The organism is Nocardia fodinahabitans, from assembly GCF_052983615.1.
This window is the reverse complement of sequence record NZ_JBRJJC010000001.1, coordinates 2,341,076-2,360,198: the sequence shown is the minus strand read 5'-3', so window position 1 is coordinate 2,360,198 and position 19,123 is coordinate 2,341,076. Positions and strand designations below refer to the sequence as shown.

At 64.9% G+C, this 19,123-nt stretch carries 17 protein-coding genes; 11 read left to right on the top strand and 6 right to left on the bottom strand.

Annotated features, from left to right (window positions below):
- The first annotated feature begins 35 nt into the window (after positions 1-35).
- The 5 genes from NV348_RS11080 to NV348_RS11060 all read left to right on the top strand — a co-directional run bounded on the left by NV348_RS11080 (position 36) and on the right by NV348_RS11060 (position 6,421).
- Positions 36-842 (top strand): DUF4913 domain-containing protein, encoded by an 807-nt coding sequence (locus NV348_RS11080; protein ID WP_062990379.1) that lies wholly within the window; start codon positions 36-38, stop codon positions 840-842.
- Positions 839-1,699 carry a hypothetical protein gene (locus NV348_RS11075; protein ID WP_143876013.1) on the top strand — a complete coding sequence of 287 codons (861 nt, stop codon included), beginning with the start codon at positions 839-841 and terminating at the stop codon, positions 1,697-1,699. The genes NV348_RS11080 and NV348_RS11075 overlap by 4 nt, the downstream gene beginning before the upstream one ends.
- Positions 1,696-2,607, top strand: coding sequence for a hypothetical protein (locus tag NV348_RS11070; RefSeq protein WP_062990375.1), 912 nt, complete (start codon positions 1,696-1,698; stop codon positions 2,605-2,607). The genes NV348_RS11075 and NV348_RS11070 overlap by 4 nt, the downstream gene beginning before the upstream one ends.
- Before the next feature lie 1,028 nt (positions 2,608-3,635).
- A complete protein-coding gene (locus tag NV348_RS11065; RefSeq protein WP_447146868.1) occupies positions 3,636-4,922 on the top strand; it encodes an acyl-CoA dehydrogenase family protein in 1,287 nt (428 codons plus the stop codon).
- Positions 4,919-6,421: a flavin-containing monooxygenase gene (locus NV348_RS11060; RefSeq protein WP_062990443.1), complete on the top strand. Its 1,503-nt coding sequence runs from the start codon at positions 4,919-4,921 to the stop codon at positions 6,419-6,421. Before NV348_RS11065 ends, NV348_RS11060 begins: the two co-directional genes overlap by 4 nt.
- Before the next feature lie 853 nt (positions 6,422-7,274).
- Here NV348_RS11060 and NV348_RS11055 read toward each other — a convergent pair.
- From NV348_RS11055 to NV348_RS11030, 6 genes are all read right to left on the bottom strand, one after another.
- The gene (locus NV348_RS11055) at positions 7,275-8,675 is read right to left on the bottom strand and encodes a cytochrome P450 (RefSeq protein ID WP_084504682.1); all 1,401 of its coding nucleotides are present in this window, start codon (positions 8,673-8,675) and stop codon (positions 7,275-7,277) included.
- Between the two features lie 9 nt (positions 8,676-8,684).
- Positions 8,685-9,905 (bottom strand): MAB_1171c family putative transporter, encoded by a 1,221-nt coding sequence (locus tag NV348_RS11050; protein WP_062990371.1) that lies wholly within the window; start codon positions 9,903-9,905, stop codon positions 8,685-8,687.
- Complete coding sequence (locus tag NV348_RS11045; RefSeq protein WP_062990369.1) at positions 9,902-10,408, bottom strand: hypothetical protein; 507 nt, start codon at positions 10,406-10,408, stop codon at positions 9,902-9,904. The genes NV348_RS11050 and NV348_RS11045 overlap by 4 nt, the downstream gene beginning before the upstream one ends.
- 35 nt (positions 10,409-10,443) lie before the next feature.
- Complete coding sequence (locus NV348_RS11040) at positions 10,444-10,818, bottom strand: helix-turn-helix domain-containing protein (RefSeq protein ID WP_245915102.1); 375 nt, start codon at positions 10,816-10,818, stop codon at positions 10,444-10,446.
- A gap of 944 nt (positions 10,819-11,762) precedes the next feature.
- On the bottom strand, positions 11,763-12,299 hold the full coding sequence (locus NV348_RS11035) for an NUDIX domain-containing protein (RefSeq protein ID WP_062990365.1): 537 nt from the start codon (positions 12,297-12,299) through the stop codon (positions 11,763-11,765).
- Positions 12,296-13,447 carry an NsdA family TPR-like regulatory protein gene (locus NV348_RS11030; protein ID WP_447146867.1) on the bottom strand — a complete coding sequence of 384 codons (1,152 nt, stop codon included), beginning with the start codon at positions 13,445-13,447 and terminating at the stop codon, positions 12,296-12,298. Before NV348_RS11030 ends, NV348_RS11035 begins: the two co-directional genes overlap by 4 nt.
- A gap of 402 nt (positions 13,448-13,849) precedes the next feature.
- Here NV348_RS11030 and NV348_RS11025 point away from each other — a divergent pair, with 402 nt between their 5' ends.
- From NV348_RS11025 to NV348_RS11000, 6 genes are read left to right on the top strand one after another with little or no spacing between them, the layout of a single operon-like run.
- The gene (locus tag NV348_RS11025) at positions 13,850-14,614 is read left to right on the top strand and encodes a PIG-L deacetylase family protein (RefSeq protein WP_062990361.1); all 765 of its coding nucleotides are present in this window, start codon (positions 13,850-13,852) and stop codon (positions 14,612-14,614) included.
- A 1-nt stretch (position 14,615) separates the two neighbouring features.
- A complete protein-coding gene (locus tag NV348_RS11020) occupies positions 14,616-15,875 on the top strand; it encodes a nucleotide sugar dehydrogenase (protein WP_062990359.1) in 1,260 nt (419 codons plus the stop codon).
- A gap of 49 nt (positions 15,876-15,924) precedes the next feature.
- Positions 15,925-16,878 (top strand): NAD-dependent epimerase/dehydratase family protein, encoded by a 954-nt coding sequence (locus NV348_RS11015; RefSeq protein ID WP_218019991.1) that lies wholly within the window; start codon positions 15,925-15,927, stop codon positions 16,876-16,878.
- Positions 16,875-17,144, top strand: coding sequence for a MoaD/ThiS family protein (locus NV348_RS11010; protein WP_157125492.1), 270 nt, complete (start codon positions 16,875-16,877; stop codon positions 17,142-17,144). Before NV348_RS11015 ends, NV348_RS11010 begins: the two co-directional genes overlap by 4 nt.
- Complete coding sequence (locus NV348_RS11005; RefSeq protein ID WP_062990355.1) at positions 17,141-18,046, top strand: formylglycine-generating enzyme family protein; 906 nt, start codon at positions 17,141-17,143, stop codon at positions 18,044-18,046. The genes NV348_RS11010 and NV348_RS11005 overlap by 4 nt, the downstream gene beginning before the upstream one ends.
- Positions 18,047-18,057: 11 nt before the next feature.
- Complete coding sequence (locus tag NV348_RS11000; protein WP_062990353.1) at positions 18,058-18,975, top strand: NAD-dependent epimerase/dehydratase family protein; 918 nt, start codon at positions 18,058-18,060, stop codon at positions 18,973-18,975.
- Positions 18,976-19,123: the final 148 nt, after the last annotated feature.

Genomic DNA, 19,123 nt, shown 5'->3' with positions numbered 1-19,123 from the left:
CGAACGCTGCATCGACAGCCACTGCGCAGACACCGATGCCGCCGCAGTTCGGTCATTTCACCGATTTCGCGCAGGCGTGGATGTTGCCCACGATCAGCGTCCGGTTGGCGCAAGCGAACCGGGAGAACACCTTCACCTGGTGCTCGCGGTGGTGGTCTCATCGCCCGGTCGCGGTGCGGGTCGCCCATTTGCATACCGCGTTCGAGGCGATGCGCCGCTCCAAGGCAGGATCGAGCCTGAGCACCTTCCTGCTGAGTCACTTCGACCCGCACGTCAACCTCATCCTCGACGCGGCGAACGGCCCCCTGCACCGATGCACCCGCACCCATCACCAGACCACCCCGTCGTTGCCGTTCGACCCCGTCCCACCTGGTTGGTTCGGCACCAAGCCCCCCGTCGACGACGGTAAACCGCCGAAGAAGTTCGACCACTACAGCGAATTCGCCGAACAGTGGTTGCTGCCGGTGACGTCAGTAAAGATCGCCGCCAACAATCGTGAGGGCCAGTACACGTGGTGTCGGCAGTGGTGGCGCCACCAAAGCGTCGCCATCCGCTTCGCCGGGCTGCACGCCTGCTTCGAGGCCGCGGTCAATGCCGAGGACAAGATGGCGATGTCAGCCTTGTTCGTCCGTCACGTCGACCCGCAGCTCCGCTACGTCCTCGACGCCGCCAACGGGCCCCTGCACAGGTGCACACCCGACCAGCACGTCGATAGCCCTGGGCTCACGAGCGAGCGGGTTCCGGCGAATTGGTTCGGCGCCCCCGGATCGGCGATCCCGATCGAAGCCCTCGGCTTCGCTCCGGACTTCCGGGCCTTGGCGCAGGGCGGTGAGCCGCAGTGAGTATGGCGAACGCGACCGCAGTCCAGAAACGGGTCCTCAAAGCACTGCAGAATCAAGCCGCTGACTCACAGAAGCTGCTGACCATCCAGCGCGCCAGCGGTATTGAGCCGACCCAAGACGGGACGCGGAATTTCCACGCGCGGGCGACGGTGCACACCGAACTCGCCGCAGCGGCCCTCGCGGGTGGGGTGCCGGCCGAGTGGGTCGATCAGGCACGCGAACGCGGCACCAAAGCAATCCGCTGGAACACCAACCTGTTCCTGCGCCGTGCAGCCCCGATCGACCGCGACGCGTTGGTCGATAACCTCCGCGCCGATATCGACCGACTAGCCCGGTTCACCGGCATCCACGCGGCCTACACCCACGGCACCGGGCGACACGACGACACCACCGCGACCGTGGACCAGACCCTCACCACGCTCTGGCGCCGATCCGCTCAGATCGGTGTCCTGCTCGGTATCGACACCGACCAAGCCCGACAGCACTGGCCCCACCAGCAATGGATGAAGCAAGCCTCGGCATCGGCGGCCGGGCAGACCCAAGCCCAACTCACCCAACACTGGCACGCGATCGCGAACACCGACATGACCAGCTACACCGCACAATCCATCGCCTTGGCCGCAGCAGGGATCACACCGAACCCGACGATCGCCCCACCCGAGCCGATCGCCGTACTCCACGCTCTCAGCGAACGCGATGTCGGTGTGGGTGGCCTGTTCTCCGACGCGCCAGGCGCACACATCGGTGCCGCTGTCGAGGCCACACGATCGCAGTCGGCCCACACCGACTATGACGCCGACATCACCGCACCGGTGTTCAGCGACCCGGAAATCAACTATCCCGGGATCGATCCATGAGCAGCCCCTCGGCTGGCCCGCGTCTGGTCTCCGACCTGCCCGCCCCACAGGCTGAGTCGCTCACGCTGATCCATGACCTGGCTCGCCGCGCCGGTGTCGTCCGTGGACGCCAGCAGCATGCCCCCGAACTCGTTCGGCTCGACCTTGACCGCAGTATCGCTGAGATCACCGCCGCGAGCAGGGGAGTGCCTGCGGTGTGGATCAACCAGGCTCGCGAATACGGCACCGCGAACCGGGTGTGGCGACCGACGACGGTGTTGCGCGATCCACCCAAAAATAACGTGATCCGTCGTGGGTTCGGCCGAGTCGTCGCCGACACGAACCGGTTCGTCGACATGGCCACGGTCTCGGTGATGCGCCACCAACATCTGCAACGAGCCGGGATCGAGTCAGAACCAGAACCTGCGGTGGCGCACCAGCTTCGGCGGAATATGGACGCGATCCGCACGCGCATCATTCACACCGCCGCCGCGATCGGGATGAGTCCCGCCCAACGCGTCCGCGCGGTGACAGTGACCGATGCCCACCTCGCTGATCGTCTCGCCGCCCACAGACCGCTCGCCGTCGATGATCTGACCGCGCTCTGGCGTGACCTCGCCACTCCGGCGGTCGCGGCGAGTGTTCGTTCGTCGCTGGCTAGCCTGCGCCGCAGCACCAGACCACCAGCCGGTGACGAGGCGGGCCTGCTGATGCCGCCGACGACACAAGAACTGCTCACCCGCGCTCACCAGCAACTCATCGACGCCACCACAGCAGATGGTCCCTCGACCATCGGGCACCGGATCGAAAACGCCGTCCACCTCGCGCTACCGACCACGGCAACAGAACCCGACAACGAAGCAGCCGAGCACCACCGACCGACCAGCCAACCAACAGATCGCTCCCTCATGCCGGGCACTGAACTATGACGACACCCCGGCTCGGTCCCCGCACCCGAATTCAGCCATCACTCATCGCCACGTGGTCGGCAAGGACATACCGCGTGCGCACCGATCTGAGTCACCTCCCGACTGCGGTGGCAGGTGATCACCGTTCGGCTGCTTCCGAAAGCCACGAACGAGACCACCGCACGAACTGGCCCAATCCACCGTGGCTGCCCTCGATACCGCGACCGCCGACACCGCGCCCCACGCCTGGCCGCCGGACCCCGTCGACGGCACCGCGTGGACCGCCGGCCAGGGGACACAGAGCAATGCGGTCGATGAGGACCACTCTGCTCCCGAACAACAGCTGGGTCGCGCCCTTTTCCACAGGGCGCACTTCCCCGGATACCGGATCGGGTGTCTCCGCACGAGCACAGGGAGCCACACAAACCAGACCTCAGTGCCGCGGTCGCCACCGCCCACAGAGCAGATACAGACATTTGGAGAACCTTGCGATGACCACTGTAGATGGACTGCCAATTCTCGCCCACCCCCACGGGAGCCGCCTGCCGATGCCCTCCGACCCGACCGTCGACTCGTTGCGCACCGCGATTCTCGGTACCGAAACCTTCCTGCATCACCGAGTGCGTGCCGTGATCGCCGGACTCGGTGACCGACCCAGCACAGGTCTGACCTACCCGACCGAAGCGAGCATGGCACCAGACCTGCTCCGCGCAACGATCGCAGCACTAGGTGGGTCGGCCGTCGCGATCGCCAACGATCCCCGGCTGCACGGGATCGTGTGTGAATGGGCGGCGGTCTTCGCCCCACATTTGCTGCCGGTCCTGACCGGCCACCTCGACTTGTCGATAGGGGCGGTCACCGCGTTAGGCAACAGCTCTGCCTACCAGCGTGAACTGCTCACCGAACTCGATACCGGCGCCGCGGTCGGAGTGCTGCTGTTGACCGAACTCGGTGGCACCAACGGTGCCGACCAGCAGACCATCGCCACCTGGGACAGCACCCGAGGTGGGTTCTGGCTCGACTCGCCCGACCCGGCGAGCTGGAAGTTCATGCCCAACATCGCCGACACCACCACCCCCAAAATCGGAGTGATCACCGCCCGCGTCATCGTCGACGGTCGAGACGAAGGTGTCCTGCCGCTCCTGACCAGGGTGCGCACACAGCAAGGCCTCCAACCTGGGCTGAGTGTGCTTGCACTGCCTGACAAAGGTTGGGCGCCAATGGATCACGCGCTCATCCTGTTTGACCAGCTGTTCGTACCCGCTGATGGGTTGCTCGGTGGGACATGGGCTCAGATAGGCGCTGACGGGTTCGAGTCGACGGTGCCGGTGCGCGCACGGTTCCACCGGGCGATCGCGACATTAGGGCAGGGGCGACTGGATCTGGCAGGCGCGGCCGCAGCCGGTGCGCGAGCAGGGTTGGCCGTGACGGTCAACTACGCACTGCAACGCCGCCCTGGTAGACGGACATTGATGGCTGATCGGGGCATGGTCCGCCGCGACCTGGTCTCCGCGCTCGCGGCGACCTACGCCACCAGCGTGCTCGGGCGCCGCGTGCAGGACATCGCAGCGACCGCACCGACCGGAGATCCGGTCGTGGGCGTGTGGTCGATGCTGGTCAAACCGCTGCTGGCCTACACCGCGCACGAGGTGCTACTGACCTGTCGGCAACGCAGCGGCGCGCAGGGATCACTGCGTACCAACTGGATTCAGGACTGGATCGGCAACACCGAAGGAACTATCACCGCCGAGGGTGAGTCGCAGCTGCTGTGGAAACAAGCCGGACAACTCACCTTCCGTGATTTTGCTGCCTTGGCGCTGCCGCGCACGCCCCGGATTTTGCCTTGGTACGTGCGGATGCTGGGCGATCGGGAAAAGGGCATAGCAGCCGGGTGGCGCCGCGATGACATCGCCGTCGCGGGGATCACGATCGATCGCGACACCGCCGCCATCGAACTCGCCGCGGCGACCAGTGAACGACTCGCGGCGACCGCGTTGTGGCAGGCATCGACGACGGCCGAAGACGATATAGCCCGTGGCCTGCTCGAATCCGCTACCGCTGTTTACGCGCTGGAACGAATCCTGTGCCGTGGTACCTGGTTCGCCGCGAATGGTCGGATGCCACCCCGAGTAGCACAACGCGTTCACCGCGATCTGCACCACCATCGTGAGCACCTGGGAGCACACCTGGGGGAGTTGGCCGCCGGGTTCGACATCGCCCTGGACGTTTTCGACGCGCCGATGGCCGCCCCGGACTACTTGCGGTGGTGGCAAGAATGGGCAGGTTGGCCGAGCACCCCAACCATCACCTCGGCCAGCGACGAGGCGAAGCCATGACCGAACCCATGATCAAGCACAGTGTGGTCGTGGTCGGCGCGGGATTCGGTGGGCTCACCATGGCCGCAGAACTGAAACAAGCTGGCGTGGAGAATTTTCTGGTCCTCGAGGAAGGACCAGAGGTCGGCGGGGTATGGCGGGAGAACACCTACCCGGGCTGTTCCTGCGATGTGCCCGCCCACCTGTACAGTTTCGCGTTCGACCCCTACCGAGACGCCCATGTGCGTTACCCGGGCCAGCAGGCGATCTTGACCTACATGCGAGAGGTCGCCGACCGCAACGGGTTGCGCTCGCACCTACGGTGCAACGTCTCCGTGGTGAGCGCGGATTACTCCGACACTGACCGCACTTGGGCGTTGAGCACCGCCACCGGCGAGATCATTTACACGGACGCGGTCGTGTGGGCGCTCGGCCAACTGCATCGACCCGCGATTCCTCGGGTGCGTGGAACGCAGACCTTCGGCGGCCCTGCGTTCCACTCCGCACGGTGGGATCACACCGCCGACCTGAGCGGGCAGATCGCCGTCGTCGGGACCGGTTCCTCGTCGGCACAGATGATTCCCGAGCTGGCCCGCGTTGCGGCCGGTGTCACCGTGTATCAGCGTTCCCCGTCCTGGGTACTGCCCAAGCCTGGCGCGTCGTTCGGACCGCTGTCACGAAGAGCACTCACACATGTGCCCGGTCTGCACGACCTTTACCGGGCGGGGCTCTACCACGCCGCTGATCTGGTTCTCGCGCCGATCATGCGCGCGGGGTGGTCGGCGGGACCTGCCGAACTCGTTGCGCGGGCCCACCTTCGGTGGCAGGTGCGAGATCGTGAGCTGCGCGCGAAGCTCACACCGAACTACCGGATCGGGGAGAAACGGATCCTGCTCGACAGCGGATATTATCCGGCGCTGTCCCAGCCACACGTCGAGCTGGTGACCGACCGCATCGACCGGCTCGGCCCGGACGGGATCCGCACTGTCGACGGCACCGAGCGCCGCGCGGATGTCATCGTGTGGGCCACCGGGTTCCGCGCGCCGGAATTTCTTGCCGGGATGCGGATCCGTGGCCGCGGCGGGGTGGACCTGCACGACCGGTGGCGGCGAGATGGGCGACCGACCGCCTTCTACGGACTTGCGGTGCCCAGCTTTCCGAATCTCTACATGATCGCTGGGCCGCACTCGTTCACTCCGTCGAACAGCAATCCCTCGGTCAAGCAACACCAGGCCCGGTACATCATGCGCTGTCTGGCCCTCAGTGCAGACTGGGGTGCGCCGGTGGAGGTGATCGAGCGGGCGATGGCGAGCTACATCGATCGGTTGGATCGTGCTCTCGCCCGAACTGTCTGGTGCGATGGTGCGGCGAGGACGTGGTGGAAGCGCGCTGACGGCACGATCACCAATGCCTGGCCTGGAACCGTCAGCGAGTTCGAACAAGCGATCGCAGACAGCGATCCAGCCGAATCGTTCGTGCGGGTGGCCGCGAATGCTAGAGCTCTGGTGGAGCGCCGATGAACGTGTCACGCATGTCTGCCGGCCGAGCTCGTGGCGAGATCGGAGAATCGCCTAAGTGGTCATATGCAGGGGTCAGCTTGACATAGTTCCGATGAGCAACCGGTTGCGACGCAATAGCTATAGGTACCGGGAGAGCACGATTGTTAGCGTCTTCTCAAGATTCTCTCGCGGGTGCTGAGTGGGCACAGGCTTGCTGAACATTCCTTCCGGCTGAGCTGTCAGCTGATAGAGCAATCCGTCAGTGCCGACCACAACGCCGCACCCTCGCCCGTACGATGACAGCGCGGGACTACGGTCACCAGTACACCCTTGGCAGCTCGACAGGCTCCACCCGGTGATACGTTTCCGTTTGACCACTATCGAACTAGTGCCGCCGTAGTCGGGGTAGTGCGTATCTCTGTGACTGGCTGGAGCAATTCTCAATCGTGTCATTTCAGCGACGAACTCTTGCAGAAGAGCATGTTCGGCCGCCATGAGTGAAGCCCGCTCTTCCCCGGACTTCTTGGCAGCGGAAGCTTCCTGTTGTTGTTTTGCGTCTCGGTCAGCCTTTGCGCGCTGCGCGCCGTCGAACAGACCCACGATGCTCCTCTTATAGGTTGGTCGACGAGGTGATGTACCCCGGGTTCTGCGGGTATGCGCTGCCGACAGACATCGGGCCAGGGTTGGTTGACTGTTGCAGTATCTCGCACTCGGTTGGGTCCGGCCCGGGAATCCTGAAGCTGTGGCCCGTCGATCCTTGACGGAGTAGTCGTGCCCGGATCATCTCGCTGTGGGTCCGTCGATTGTTGTCAAGACAATGCGGGACTTGGATGAGCGGTCGCGTCTAGGCGGGCCGCTGCTGCTCAGGCGATGCCTAGCGGCGGCTATGTGCGCGCAGCCGGAGCCCTGCAGGCTTGAGGGTGAGAGTTTCGCGGACATCGAGGTCATAGCCGGGGTCGGATTCCAGGTCGAACTGGTGCAGAAGCACCGCGAGGGTGACCGCTATTTCGTGGTACGCGAACTGGCGCCCGATGCAGGCACGGGGGCCAGTACCGAAAGGCTTGTAGACGCGGGGCGGTAGGCCGCGAAGGTTGTCCGGCAGGAACCGGTCGGGATTGAACTGATCGGCATCGGGGCCCCAGGCGGGGTCTCGATGGGCGGCGAGGAGTAGCACCAGTACCCAGTCCTTCTTAGCGAATCGATAGCGGCCGCCTAGCGTGGTGTCTTGCTTGGCCCGGCGGAAGTATCCGGGCCCGGTTGGCCACAGCCGCAGAGTTTCGTCGATGACGCGGCGCAGACTACGCAGCTTGGCCACGTCGTCGTAGCGGATGTCCGGGAATTCCGCTGTGGGCCAACGCTCATCGAGTTCGACGCGGACGGTCGCGGCGATGTCGGGGCGGGTCGAGAGGTAGTGCAGAGCGAAAGCGATGGTGTTGGCGGAGGTCTCACTGCCCGCGATGAGGAAGGTGAGGATCTGGTTTCGGATGTTGACCGTGTCGAGACGTTCCCCGGTTTCTGGGTCGACGCTGTCGAGCATGAGATCGAGGATGTCGCGATACTCACGATGGGGATGGCCTTTGCGGGCCTCGATGATGTCGTCGACGACAGCGTGCGCATGCGTCAGGTCGGCCAGGTGTCGCTCGCGGTCGTCGCGTCGGAAGACTTTGTCGAACAAGGGAAGGACGTCGGTGCGACGGTTGGCGTAGGCGAGCTCACGCACCATCGCTTCGACGAAGGAACCGCTGTTCGAATCGGCCAGCGAACCGAAGGAATGCGAGAACCCTGCGCGCGCAATGATTTCGAACGTCAGCTTGTTCGTCGTCGCCGGCACGTCGATCCACTGCGGTGTCGCGGACCAGACATCGGTCAACTCCCGAACGGTCTCGATGATCGAGCCGTGGTAGTTGGCCATCGCCGACTTGGTGAAGGCTGGGGCGAGAATGGTGTGTGCCTTGGCCCAATTCGGCTCGGAGTTGTAGGCGGTGAACAATCCGTCGCCCGCCAGTGGTCGCAGTTTGATCAGCGCGTGCCCGACGTGCTTTTCCCACCGCGACTCGTCGTTGACTTCCTCGACGGCCTCGACTCCGGTGACGATGATCGCGGGGTAACCGAACAGCTTCTGTTCGAAGACCGGCCCCAACTCCCGCGCTTGCTCGGCCAGCCGTTGGCACGGCTTTGCGAAATCGGTGGTCAGGATGTCGCCGAGCAGCGGTAGCCGAAATCGGGGATGCGGCAGCTTCGCCGATAGCCCCGTAGCGGTGGTCGTCTCGATCATGTTGTGTCCCTACGTCTTCTGGGTTGGTGATTCGGCTGGTCGGTGCGAAGCGGACCGGTCGGCGGCGACGAACCGATGGGCAGGCGACCACCACTTGGCCAGTCGCAACAACTCTGATACCTCGTCTGCGAGGTTCGCTGAGGTCGAGGTAGGTAGCGGCGTTGCGGTCTCGGCACGCGGTGCGATCCCCTCGAGGCGATCGTGGGCGGCCCTCGCCAACTGCAGTGCGAGGGTGGCTGTGTCCCATTCGGATCTGGGAATGTGCTCTCGCGCAGTGAAAGTCGCGAACATGTCGGGTTCTACGTCGTGAGCGAAGGAACGCAGCCCGAGCATGGCGTCTCGTATTTCGACTGTCGCACGGTGTAGCTGCAAGGTAGTGATCCGTCGCTGCGACGGGCGCGGGCCAAGTGGAAGTCGACTGTCGGGGAACAGTGACACCATCGCTTGCCATAGTGATCGTAGCTGGCGCCACTGCCTGCTTGTCGTGTCGTAGCCGAGCCATCGCGTCGCTGACCGTAGTGGCGGAGCGGCTGACACGGCCACTATGGCGGCGGCGATCCAGAAGAAGTTCCGCGGATGGGTTTGCATCCGGTACTCGACGGAATCGAGAAGGTGTAGTTCCTGAAGGACCGCGAGCACCAGCGCGATAGCGGTGGTGACTCCGATGGTTGCTCCGGCTGCCGCGATGCCCGCGAGAACAAGTTTCTCGCTGCGGATCACGCCGGGCTGCCGGTATTCGGTGTGGCACCGGCTGACCATCACATAGGCCAGGTAGGTCGGCAGCACCGAGAAACCCACCCACACCAGTACCCCGTCCCAACCGCCGGTTATTTCGATGGGCATGTGGGCGCGTCGTGCTCGTGTACCGGCGATGAGCATGAGGGCCGACAACGCGACAGCGACGAACGCATACCGAAGACATTGTTGTCGTGCATGTTTGGTATTCCAGCCCGACAACATGCCGACCACGCAGAGGAACGGTGCGATGGAGCAGACGATTGTGCACAGCGTCAGTTGCTGAATCGCGGTCACACTCAGCGGCGTGTGCTCGGCGATCGCGTGCTGTACTGCGCGTTCACGCAGCAGTTGGGTCGCGAGAATGATGGTGAGGGTCGTGTTCAGGTACCGTTCGGCCGTGCTGCTGGCGAACCAGTTCCAACGCGCACCCACCACCAGCGTCATCGCGACGATGATCGGCCATGCGATCGTTGCCGATACTGCCGAGGTCATTGCTGCCTGAAAAGAACATTGCGTAGACCCTGGCTGGGGTGGTCGGCTGTTGCCGCGACCATGACCAGGGTGGCGAAGGTCTCCGCTTCGCGCTCGAGGCGGTCACCGTAGTCCGAGCGCCCCAGTACCGCTCGCACCGTCGCCGGGTCGAGGTCTGGAAAAGCTGAGCGGAGCAACGGATCAGGGGCTCGGGCGTTCTCGGCAGTGCCTGCTGCGCGGTCGTGATCGAGCAGCATGTGACCGAGCTCGTGGCAGACGATCTGATCGATGTGATATTCCGAGGTCGCGGCCTCGTAGATGATCACGTCCTCGCTGTCGCGCATCAGCCAGATGCCGCACGCGCTGTCGGGCGTCACCGGCAGTTCGAGGTCGGCAGTCGAGATCAGGGTGATGGGCCGCCCGCGCAGCGTGGCGACGTTGTCGACGAACGTCGTTCGGTTCCACGGCCGGGGAATCGGGAGCTGGGTAACCAGCTTGTCGATCCGCTTCGTCGAATTCTTCATGACCCCGTAGTCCCCACCGATACGTCCACCCCAGATCAGCGATCCTGCGACTCGATCGGAGGCAGATTCTCGATCTCGCGCGCACGATCAACGATAGCGGCGATGCTGTCCAACGTGCGAGGCGTGAGACCCGATGCCCGCAACGCCAGGCCGCGTACACCGGAATCTTTCATCGCTTGCAGCAAATTCAGCTGAGCCTCGGTCGACTCGTCGGACTCGGCATCGAGCAGATACGACGCGGACACTCCGAAGAACTGCGCGATCGCGCGCAGATGCTGCACCGTCGGATTGGACTTCATCCCCGACCGAAGTTGCCACAGATACGCGGGGCTGATCGACACCCCGGTCGCCTCCGTGATCGCAGCCGCGGCAGCGGCATTGGACAGCGGCGGCACCGAGGGCTTGCGCATCACCTCGAACAACCGATTGATCTTCGCGGCCAAATCGGTTGGGCTCTCGGGGTTTTCGTGCTGTCGCCCGTCCACTGTTCCCCCTCCTGCGAAATACGGCCGTTTACACCACAGTACAATAGACGGCCATTGACATGTACCAGCGTGCATGACACAGTCGCTTCGTGTACATCAGTACACGCCACTCGGTCCGTATGTGTACTGGCGTGGAGGGGGGTCAGTACATGCTGGACTAGGTCGGCGAACGCCGACGGCAGCACTCCGGTCGATGAAGCCCGGAGTGTTGCGGTCTAGCAGGCTCGGCCGCGGCTAGGCGGGCGTCGCATGTCGGCGCCGATGCGATGATCGCAGTCGGCGGGCGCGAGGGCATTGACAGCACCCGCAGTCGAGCTCGTCGCCTTCTGCGGATCGGCTTCGGAGGGGAGTGCACCCATCGGCGATGCCATCGGACGCCGAAGTGACCGATGCCGCCGGGCGAAGGGGGGAGTGAGCCCGACGGCATCGATATCAACGGCGCCGACCGACCCGCGAGGGCGCGGCATGCCGCTGATTCGGGTGACAATCCTTGGGGGGGAATAAGGTTGCCGACCCGCACTTCATCCTAACCAGCAAGTTCTCGCACTGCCCATCTTGGTGATTCCGCGATGCTGTTGAAAATGCCGCTAAAAGACAGTGCAGCGCAACGGGCCTGTCCGCGATGGCGAACCGGCATAGACCGCCCGTGAGTGTGAGACCCCAGTGCTCGTGTGGAATCGCTGATGGGCCGCACTGTGGAGGGGCTGGCCGTACACCGGATTGGCTAGTCCCCGCGCCGTGCAGACAGCGGCGTGGCGCGCAGATCAGGGATGGCTGAGCCCGTAGTTTCCAGGTCGCGAGCGCACAACTGTATCGCGCGGACCCGGCAGCGCGGTCACCCCGGCCACAAGCCTTCTACGGTGCCCTGTTCACCGACCAGATGTGGAATTGCCGTCGTGAAGGTAGGCGGTGTGTCCGGTGGTGCGGGCGTGCAGTGCAGCCTGGAGCCGCTGCCAAATGTAGGGGCGAAGACGTTGGCGGGCTTGGTCTGGTGTGAAGAAGCCGAAGTCCTCGAGTTCGCCGTCGGCGATGTGAAGCGTCGAAATTGTTGCGGGACTGAGAGTTCCAGCGTCGAAGATGAGCATGAGGGAGTCGTCCCATGGGCCGTGGGGTGCTACCCAGTCGATGCAAAGCAACGACAGTGGTGTGGCGGAACGATCCAGGCCGAGTTCTTCGGCGAGCTCGCGCCGCACGGTGGCATCGGGTGGTTCGTTGGCGTCCGACATCCCGCCAGGAAGGTCCCAGTCCGGCTTGTAGTTGGGGTTGACCAGCAGGATTCGACCGTCGGAGTCGTGGATGAGGGCATCGGCACCGACTCGCTTGCGTGGTTGTTTGGCATTGCCTTCGGCGAGGTGAGCGCGCCAGGCATCGGGATCGCGCTGGTAGAGCGGGTCGGCGCGGTTCATGTGATCGCCGCCGTTCGATGCATCGAGGCCCTTTCGTGGATCACCGCGGTGAGTCGGTCTACGAATTGTCCCACCATGCGGTTGGTGAGGTAGGGCCGCAGTTGGTGGTCAAGGCCGTGGAGTTGGAGTGTGAGCTGGTGGGAGTTCATGGTGGAGATGCTGTCGAGGACTTTCGTCGCGACGACGCACGCGTGATCAGGGTGGCCTTGAGCGGTGAGGATCGCTGCAAGACTCAGCTGCGCGAAGGCGTGTGAGCGGGTACCAACAGGGCGTAGGCCGATGATGCGGTGGGCATTTCGGGCCGCGGCGGGCAGGTCGCCGACGGTGCGCAGACATCGGGCGGCGTCGCTGGCCAGTGAAGCTTGGTCGAAGTGACTTGCCCACGGTGAGGCGACCGGTTCGGCGGGGGCCTCGAGAGTGCGAGCGGCCTGATCGAGTAGACGGTGGGCGTGTCCGGGTTGGTGTTGAGCGGCGTGTGCACGGGCTTGCAGGGCATAGATGCGGGCGGTGAGTTCGGGATTGCGGCCAGCCCGCGACAGTGCCATCTCGGCGTCGTGGGCATAGCCCAGGGCTGCGTCGGGTTTGCGTCGATGCAGGGACAGGTGGCTGAGGCTGGCCAGGACGTGGACGTGGAGATGGTGGTCTCGGCCGACGACTGCGAGGTCCAGGGCGCGGCGGAAGTGCTGGTCGGCTTGGCGGTCGTGTCCGGCATCATGAGCCATCCACCCGGCCATTTCGGTGAGGCCGGCGGCGGCGGTGAACAACGAGCGGGCGTCGCCTCGCTGGTCTCCCCCGAACAGTCGGGGCGCGATATCGGTGTGCAGGTAGTCGATGACCGCGGTGTAGAGGTGTCCACCGCCCAATGACTGGTCGGCGGAGCGGAACGCGCGCACGGCGGCGAGGTCGGGATCCTCGTCACCGGACGCGTCGGTGATACGTACCAGCCGGAACGGCCCTGCCGCAGGTGCCGTCGCCGGGATAGCCGCTGGTACTGCGCGAGGGGCCTGACCAGGCAACTGGAACCAGAGCAGATCCGCCGGGATTGTGAGCAGGGTTGCCCACTGGACAAGCCTGTCCAGATACTTGATCGGTGGGCCGTTCTCGATGCGGCTGAGCTGACCTTGGGTGATCCCGACCCAACGTCCCATCTGAGCCTGCGATATCGGGCGAGGGTGGGCCGGATGAGCGCGATAGGCGGCGATCACCTTCCCCATGTGCCGGTTGCTCAGCGCGGCCCGGATGGGTACGGCATCCCAGAATCCAGGTGCCACCAAGGGGCACTGGTCAGAATCCGGAGCGCCACGTCCCGCACCGATACGGTGCTGCCCGGTCGACGCGGTGTCCATGCGGTCCTACCTGATGGTTGTCGATGAGCCCGATCAGGGGAAGTTTATCGGCGCTCGCCCACTGGCGCTGGCGGTATGCGGACGATGCATACCGTATGCGCGATCGGTCATTCCCACGGGTTCCGCGCGCAGTCACGGTTGAGGAAGTCGCCACGTTCACACGGCGACCAGCCATCGATCCCAGGAGCCGATTATGACCTCGCTGTGTGTGGTGCCGATGAAGCCGTCCTCGCGGTGAACGCTGTGCGGATCGATTGGGGAGCCCAGCGAGCATTGGTGATCGCACCCCATCCCGACGACGAGGTCATCGGCTGCGGTGGGCTGATCAGCCGGATCAAACGTGAGGGCGGACAGGTTCATGTGCTGTATGCGGTGGTCGACGATCTGATCGAATACTCGAAAGCGGGACATTCGAGTACCGCGCAACGGTTGGCCGAGATCACGCGGGTCGCGGAGTTCTTCCCCCTCGACGCCTGGCAACCAGGTCTGGTCGGCCAAGGCGCGACGCTGCGACTGGACACCATGGCACAAACGGAGATAGTCGACCTGCTCGAAGGGCGACCCACCCACCAAATGGCGTTGTCGGTGCTGCGCCCAACAGTGGTCCTCTCACCCGAGATCACCAGCTACAACCAGGATCACGCCGCGATCGCGCGGGCGACGCTGACCGCGCTACGCCCAGGCCCGGACGCGAGTCGCTGGCAGCCACCGCTGGTGCTGGCCTACGAAGAGCCCGCCGATGGTTGGAGCGGCGCCACGGTGGCTGCGGCCTCGCGCAACTTCTTCGTCGAACTGACCGCCGATGATCTCGATCGCAAGATCGCCGCGTTGAAGTTGCACGGCAGCCAGTGGCGTGAGCATCCCCATACCCGCTCCGAAGACGCGTTGCGGGGGCTGGCCGCCGTGCGAGGTGCGCAGAGCGGGTTCTCCTATGCCGAGGCGTTTGCCTGCTTGCGGTGGAGGTCGTGACATGAAACCACTCGTACCAAGGCGGGTCGCTGTGCTGGGCTGCGGGTATGTCGGTGTGCCGGTGGCACTACTCGCCGTCGCCGCCGGACATGACGTCGTTGCCATCGACACCGACCCGGACCGCATCATGCAACTCCAGGCCGGGAAGTCCTACATCGTCGATGTCACCGACTCTGACCTGGCCGACGCGCTCGGGTCGGGTCGGCTGCTTCCCACCGCGGACCCGAACGCGTTGGCCGGATTCGACATCGTGCTGATCACCGTGCCGACCCCCCTCGATCGCGATGGCGACCCGGACTTGACGCTGGTCGAGGCGGCAGCCAAACATGTTGCGGCCCATCTTGAACCGGGATGCACGGTGGTGCTCGAGTCATCCACCTACCCAGGCACCACACAAGACATCGTGCAGCCGATCCTGGAGTGCTCAGGGCTGCGAGCAGGGGTCGATTTCCACCTGGGGTACTCACCCGAGCGGATCGACCCCGGCATGGGCTTGGCAGGACTGCGCGCCGTCCCGAAGATCGTCGCCGGCATCGACGACGCCTCCACAACCGTGATCGCCGAGTTCTGGCGCGCACTGGTTGCCGAAGTCGTTGTAGCACCAGATATCCGGACTGCGGAGCTGGCCAAGCTCTTCGAGAACGTCTTCCGGTTGGTCAACGTGTCGCTGGTCAACGAGCTCGCCCAGCATGCGCGGGCGTTGGGTGCCGATGTACGCCAGGCATTGGCCTTGGCCGAGACCAAACCCTTTGGGTTCATGCGCTTTCATCCCGGTGTCGGCGCCGGTGGGCACTGCCTGCCGGTGGACACCCGATATCTGAGCTGGCAGATCCGCACCCTTTCCGGGACTCCAGCGGTGCTGATCGAAACTGCCTCCCGGATCAACGACTCGATGCCGACCTACGTCGCGGATCGCATCGTGAGTGGCCTGGATCGCCGTGGTGTCGCGATCGAGTCCGCCCGGATCGTCGCCGTCGGGGTCACCTACAAGCGTGATGTCGCGGATCTGCGCGAATCGTGCGCCCTCGAAGTGATCCGGGCGCTGCGCCGCTACGGCGCCGAGGTCGTGATCGTGGACCCGACCATCCCCGAGGGACTCCAGGTGCTGCCCCGTGTCACCGCCGACATCGTGAACACCGCGTCCGGGGTCGCGGTCCTGGTCGGGCATACCGGCCTGGACCTGAAGCTGATCAGTACCGCCAACTACGTGTTCGACGCGTGCGGGGCGCTCCCGACCGCACCGAACATCGAACACCTCTGAACCACACCGATTCCGACATCCGCAGTTCCACCCGATTCAGGAGGATTCATTGTCCACCAACGCATCTCACGTCATCGTCACCGGCGGCGCCGGGTTCATCGGTTCTCATCTGTGCCGCGCCCTGCTCGACCGTGGTGACCAGGTCACCGCGATCGACAACCTTTCGACCGGCCGCAGGGACAACGTCACCGACCTGCTGGAAAACCCCCGATTCAGCCTGCGCGTCAGTGATGTCAACGCACCGGTCAGCTTCGCCGCGATCACCGGGGCAACCCACCTCGTCCATCTTGCCTGCCCGGCCTCGCCCAAGGCGAACACCGCGATGCCACTGGCAACCCTGCGCACCGCCACCGTCGGGACGATGAACGTCCTCGAATGCGCGCACCGCGCCGGGATCCGAGCCATCGTGGCCTCGTCCTCGGAGATCTACGGTGACCCGTTGGTCCATCCGCAGACCGAGGACTACCGGGGCAACGCAGACCCGATCGGAGCACACTCGGCCTACACCGAAGGCAAACGCGCCACCGAAGCCGCCGCCGCGGCCTACCACCGGATGGGCGCTGATGTCGGGATCGTGCGCCCGTTCAATGTCTACGGACCATTCATGTGGCCCGACGACGGCCGGGTGGTCGCTGCGTTCTGCGCCGCGGCCCTGGCCGGTGAGACGCTCCAACTCCAGGGAGGCGGCACCCAAACCCGATCCCTGGTCTGGGTCGGTGATTTCGTGACCGGGCTGCTCGCGATGCTCGACAGCACCGAATTCGGGCCGATCAACCTCGGCTCCGAACACGAGATCACGATCCGCGATCTCGCCCAGCTGATCATCGACCAGGCCGGCTCAGGCTCCCTCGATATCGTCGCGGGTCGCAGCGACGTGGTCACGGTGCGCCGACCAGACACCACCCGTGCCCGCAAACTTCTGGACTGGCAACCCGAAACCCCGTTGGACGTCGGCGTCGCCGCGACGCTGGCGTGGATGCGCACCGTGGCGGTGCCGTCATGACCGTCCGATTCGTCTTGCCACCGAGCTGGCCCACACTGGTCGGAGCAGACCTGTCCGAACTGAGCACCCAGGCCACCACCATCGGGCAAGCCCTGACCTGGCTGGTGGGTCAGCACCCGATATTCGGTGAACGCATCTTCGACGGTGAGCGACTCGCACCGTGGACAATCGTGTGCCTCAACAACACTCACATCCTGGACCTCGACACCCCGATTCCTGCCGGAGATCACGAGCTCCAGATCATCCCGGCGTTGGTGGGCGGGTGAACGTGCCCGAGATGATCGCGATCCCGGCCGCCCAGGTGGCGGTCGGGTCACCCGAATCGCACCTGGACACCGTCGCCGCCTCCCAGCACTACCCTCGGACCTGGTTCGAGGACGAAACACCGCAGCACACCATCACACTGCCCGCGTTCGAGATCGACCGGACACCGGTCACCAACAGCATGTTCGCGGAATTCGTGACGATGACCGGGCATGTGAGCGCCGCCGAGCGACGCGGCTACGCCCTGGTCTACGGGCCCGACTACTGGACCACCATGGACGGCATCTCCTGGCGCCACCCCCGCCCCGACCTCGACGCGGTCACCGACCGACCACACCACCCGGTGGTGCACCTGGACCACACCGACGCCACTACTTACGCCATCTGGGCAGGCAAACGACTGCCCAGCGAAGCCGAATGGGAGTACGCCGCCCACGGCCCCCAGTGGCGGCCGTGGCCGTGGGGCCCGAGCTGGGACAGCGCCCGCGCCAATACCGCCGAACACTGGGCAGGCCAACCGATCCACGATCTGGCCACTTGGAAAGCGTGGTGGCGAACTCACTACGCCGAGCACGGGCCCGCCCCCGCTACCACCGAAGTCGGAGCATTCACCGACGGAAGTTCCCCTTTCGGGCTGGTGGACATGGCGGGCAACGTCTCCGAATGGACCGCGTCGTCGTATCTGCTCTACGACCGCCACCGCCGCTACGACCCCAGCTATCACGCCGTCGCCGACCACGGTCACATCACGGTGCGCGGCGGCGGTTGGAAGTCGTTCCGATGGCAAACCCGCACCAGCGAACGTATCGCGTGCAGCCCCGACTACTCCGGACCAGACCTCGGATTCCGTTGCGCCCGTGACCTACCCGAAACCACCACCAACGTGCTCTCACTCATCAGATAGGGTCTCCAGCCATGCGCGCACTCATCACCGGCGGTGCCGGATTCATCGGATCCCACCTGCTCGATCGGCTGGTCGCGGACGGGCACACCGTCACCGTCATCGACGACCTCTCCAGCGGCGACCGAACACGCATCCCAGACCAGGTCACGCTGCACACGGTCGACGTCGTCGATACCGCCGCGGTCACCGCGATCATCGAACAAGCGCGCCCCGAGGTGATCTACCACCTCGCAGCGCAGATCAGCGTCCGGTACTCGGTCGCCGACCCCCACCGCGACGCGCTCGTCAACATCAACGGCACCCTCAACGTCGTGGCCGCGGCCACCGCCGTCGGCGCCCGCGTCATCATGGCTTCCACCGGCGGCGCGATGTACGGCGACGGCGTGCAGATGCCGACGCCGGAAACGGTGCTTCCGCAAACCCAAGCACCGTATGGGATTTCGAAGTACTGCGCTGAGCAGTACTTGACTCTGCACAACCGGCTGTACGGCGGCCGCCACATCGCCCTGCGTCTGGGCAATGTGTTCGGACCGCGCCAGGACCCGCACGGTGAGGCAGGTGTAGTCGCGATCTTCTGCGGTCTCGCCGCCGCTGGTAAGGCACCCACGGTTTTCGGTGACGGCAAACAGACTCGCGACTATTTGTACATCGCTGACATTGTCGACGCGTTCGTGGCCGCAGGCAGCTACACCGGCACCACAGCAGTGTTCAATATCGGCTCTGGTACAGGCACTTCCGTGCTCGAACTGCTCGACGCGGTCAACGCAGCCGCCGGTACTGATCTCTCCCCTGAATTCGCTCCGGCCCGCGAGGGTGAGTGGTTGCACGGCGCACTCGACTCGACTGTGGCCGCAAGCGAACTCGGTTGGCGTGCCACCATTTCCATCCCCGACGGTATCGGGCGCACGTACACCGAACTGACCATGTAGGAAGCCACGGCCACGCTTGCCCGGGGCGCAGACCAAGCACAGTGCGAGGCTGCGTGTCGGCGGCGCGGCACAAACCGGCCGTCACTGATTACGTCACCGCAGCACCGACGTCGCCGGGCACAGACGTGAACTGCGGGCAGTCGGCCCA

What these genes read in the sequence shown, in the direction of transcription:
- NV348_RS11080 (WP_062990379.1), top strand. Translation starts at nt 36, where the DNA reads ATGCCGCCGCAGTTCGGTCATTTCACCGATTTCGCGCAGGCGTGGATG.
- NV348_RS11070 (WP_062990375.1), top strand. Translation starts at nt 1,696, where the DNA reads ATGAGCAGCCCCTCGGCTGGCCCGCGTCTGGTCTCCGACCTGCCCGCC.
- NV348_RS11065 (WP_447146868.1), top strand. Translation starts at nt 3,636, where the DNA reads ATGCCCAACATCGCCGACACCACCACCCCCAAAATCGGAGTGATCACC.
- NV348_RS11060 (WP_062990443.1), top strand. Translation starts at nt 4,919, where the DNA reads ATGACCGAACCCATGATCAAGCACAGTGTGGTCGTGGTCGGCGCGGGA.
- NV348_RS11055 (WP_084504682.1), bottom strand. Translation starts at nt 8,675, where the DNA reads ATGATCGAGACGACCACCGCTACGGGGCTATCGGCGAAGCTGCCGCAT.
- NV348_RS11050 (WP_062990371.1), bottom strand. Translation starts at nt 9,905, where the DNA reads ATGACCTCGGCAGTATCGGCAACGATCGCATGGCCGATCATCGTCGCG.
- NV348_RS11045 (WP_062990369.1), bottom strand. Translation starts at nt 10,408, where the DNA reads ATGAAGAATTCGACGAAGCGGATCGACAAGCTGGTTACCCAGCTCCCG.
- NV348_RS11040 (WP_245915102.1), bottom strand. Translation starts at nt 10,818, where the DNA reads ATGCGCAAGCCCTCGGTGCCGCCGCTGTCCAATGCCGCTGCCGCGGCT.
- NV348_RS11035 (WP_062990365.1), bottom strand. Translation starts at nt 12,299, where the DNA reads ATGAACCGCGCCGACCCGCTCTACCAGCGCGATCCCGATGCCTGGCGC.
- NV348_RS11030 (WP_447146867.1), bottom strand. Translation starts at nt 13,447, where the DNA reads ATGGGACGTTGGGTCGGGATCACCCAAGGTCAGCTCAGCCGCATCGAG.
- NV348_RS11020 (WP_062990359.1), top strand. Translation starts at nt 14,616, where the DNA reads ATGAAACCACTCGTACCAAGGCGGGTCGCTGTGCTGGGCTGCGGGTAT.
- NV348_RS11010 (WP_157125492.1), top strand. Translation starts at nt 16,875, where the DNA reads ATGACCGTCCGATTCGTCTTGCCACCGAGCTGGCCCACACTGGTCGGA.
- NV348_RS11000 (WP_062990353.1), top strand. Translation starts at nt 18,058, where the DNA reads ATGCGCGCACTCATCACCGGCGGTGCCGGATTCATCGGATCCCACCTG.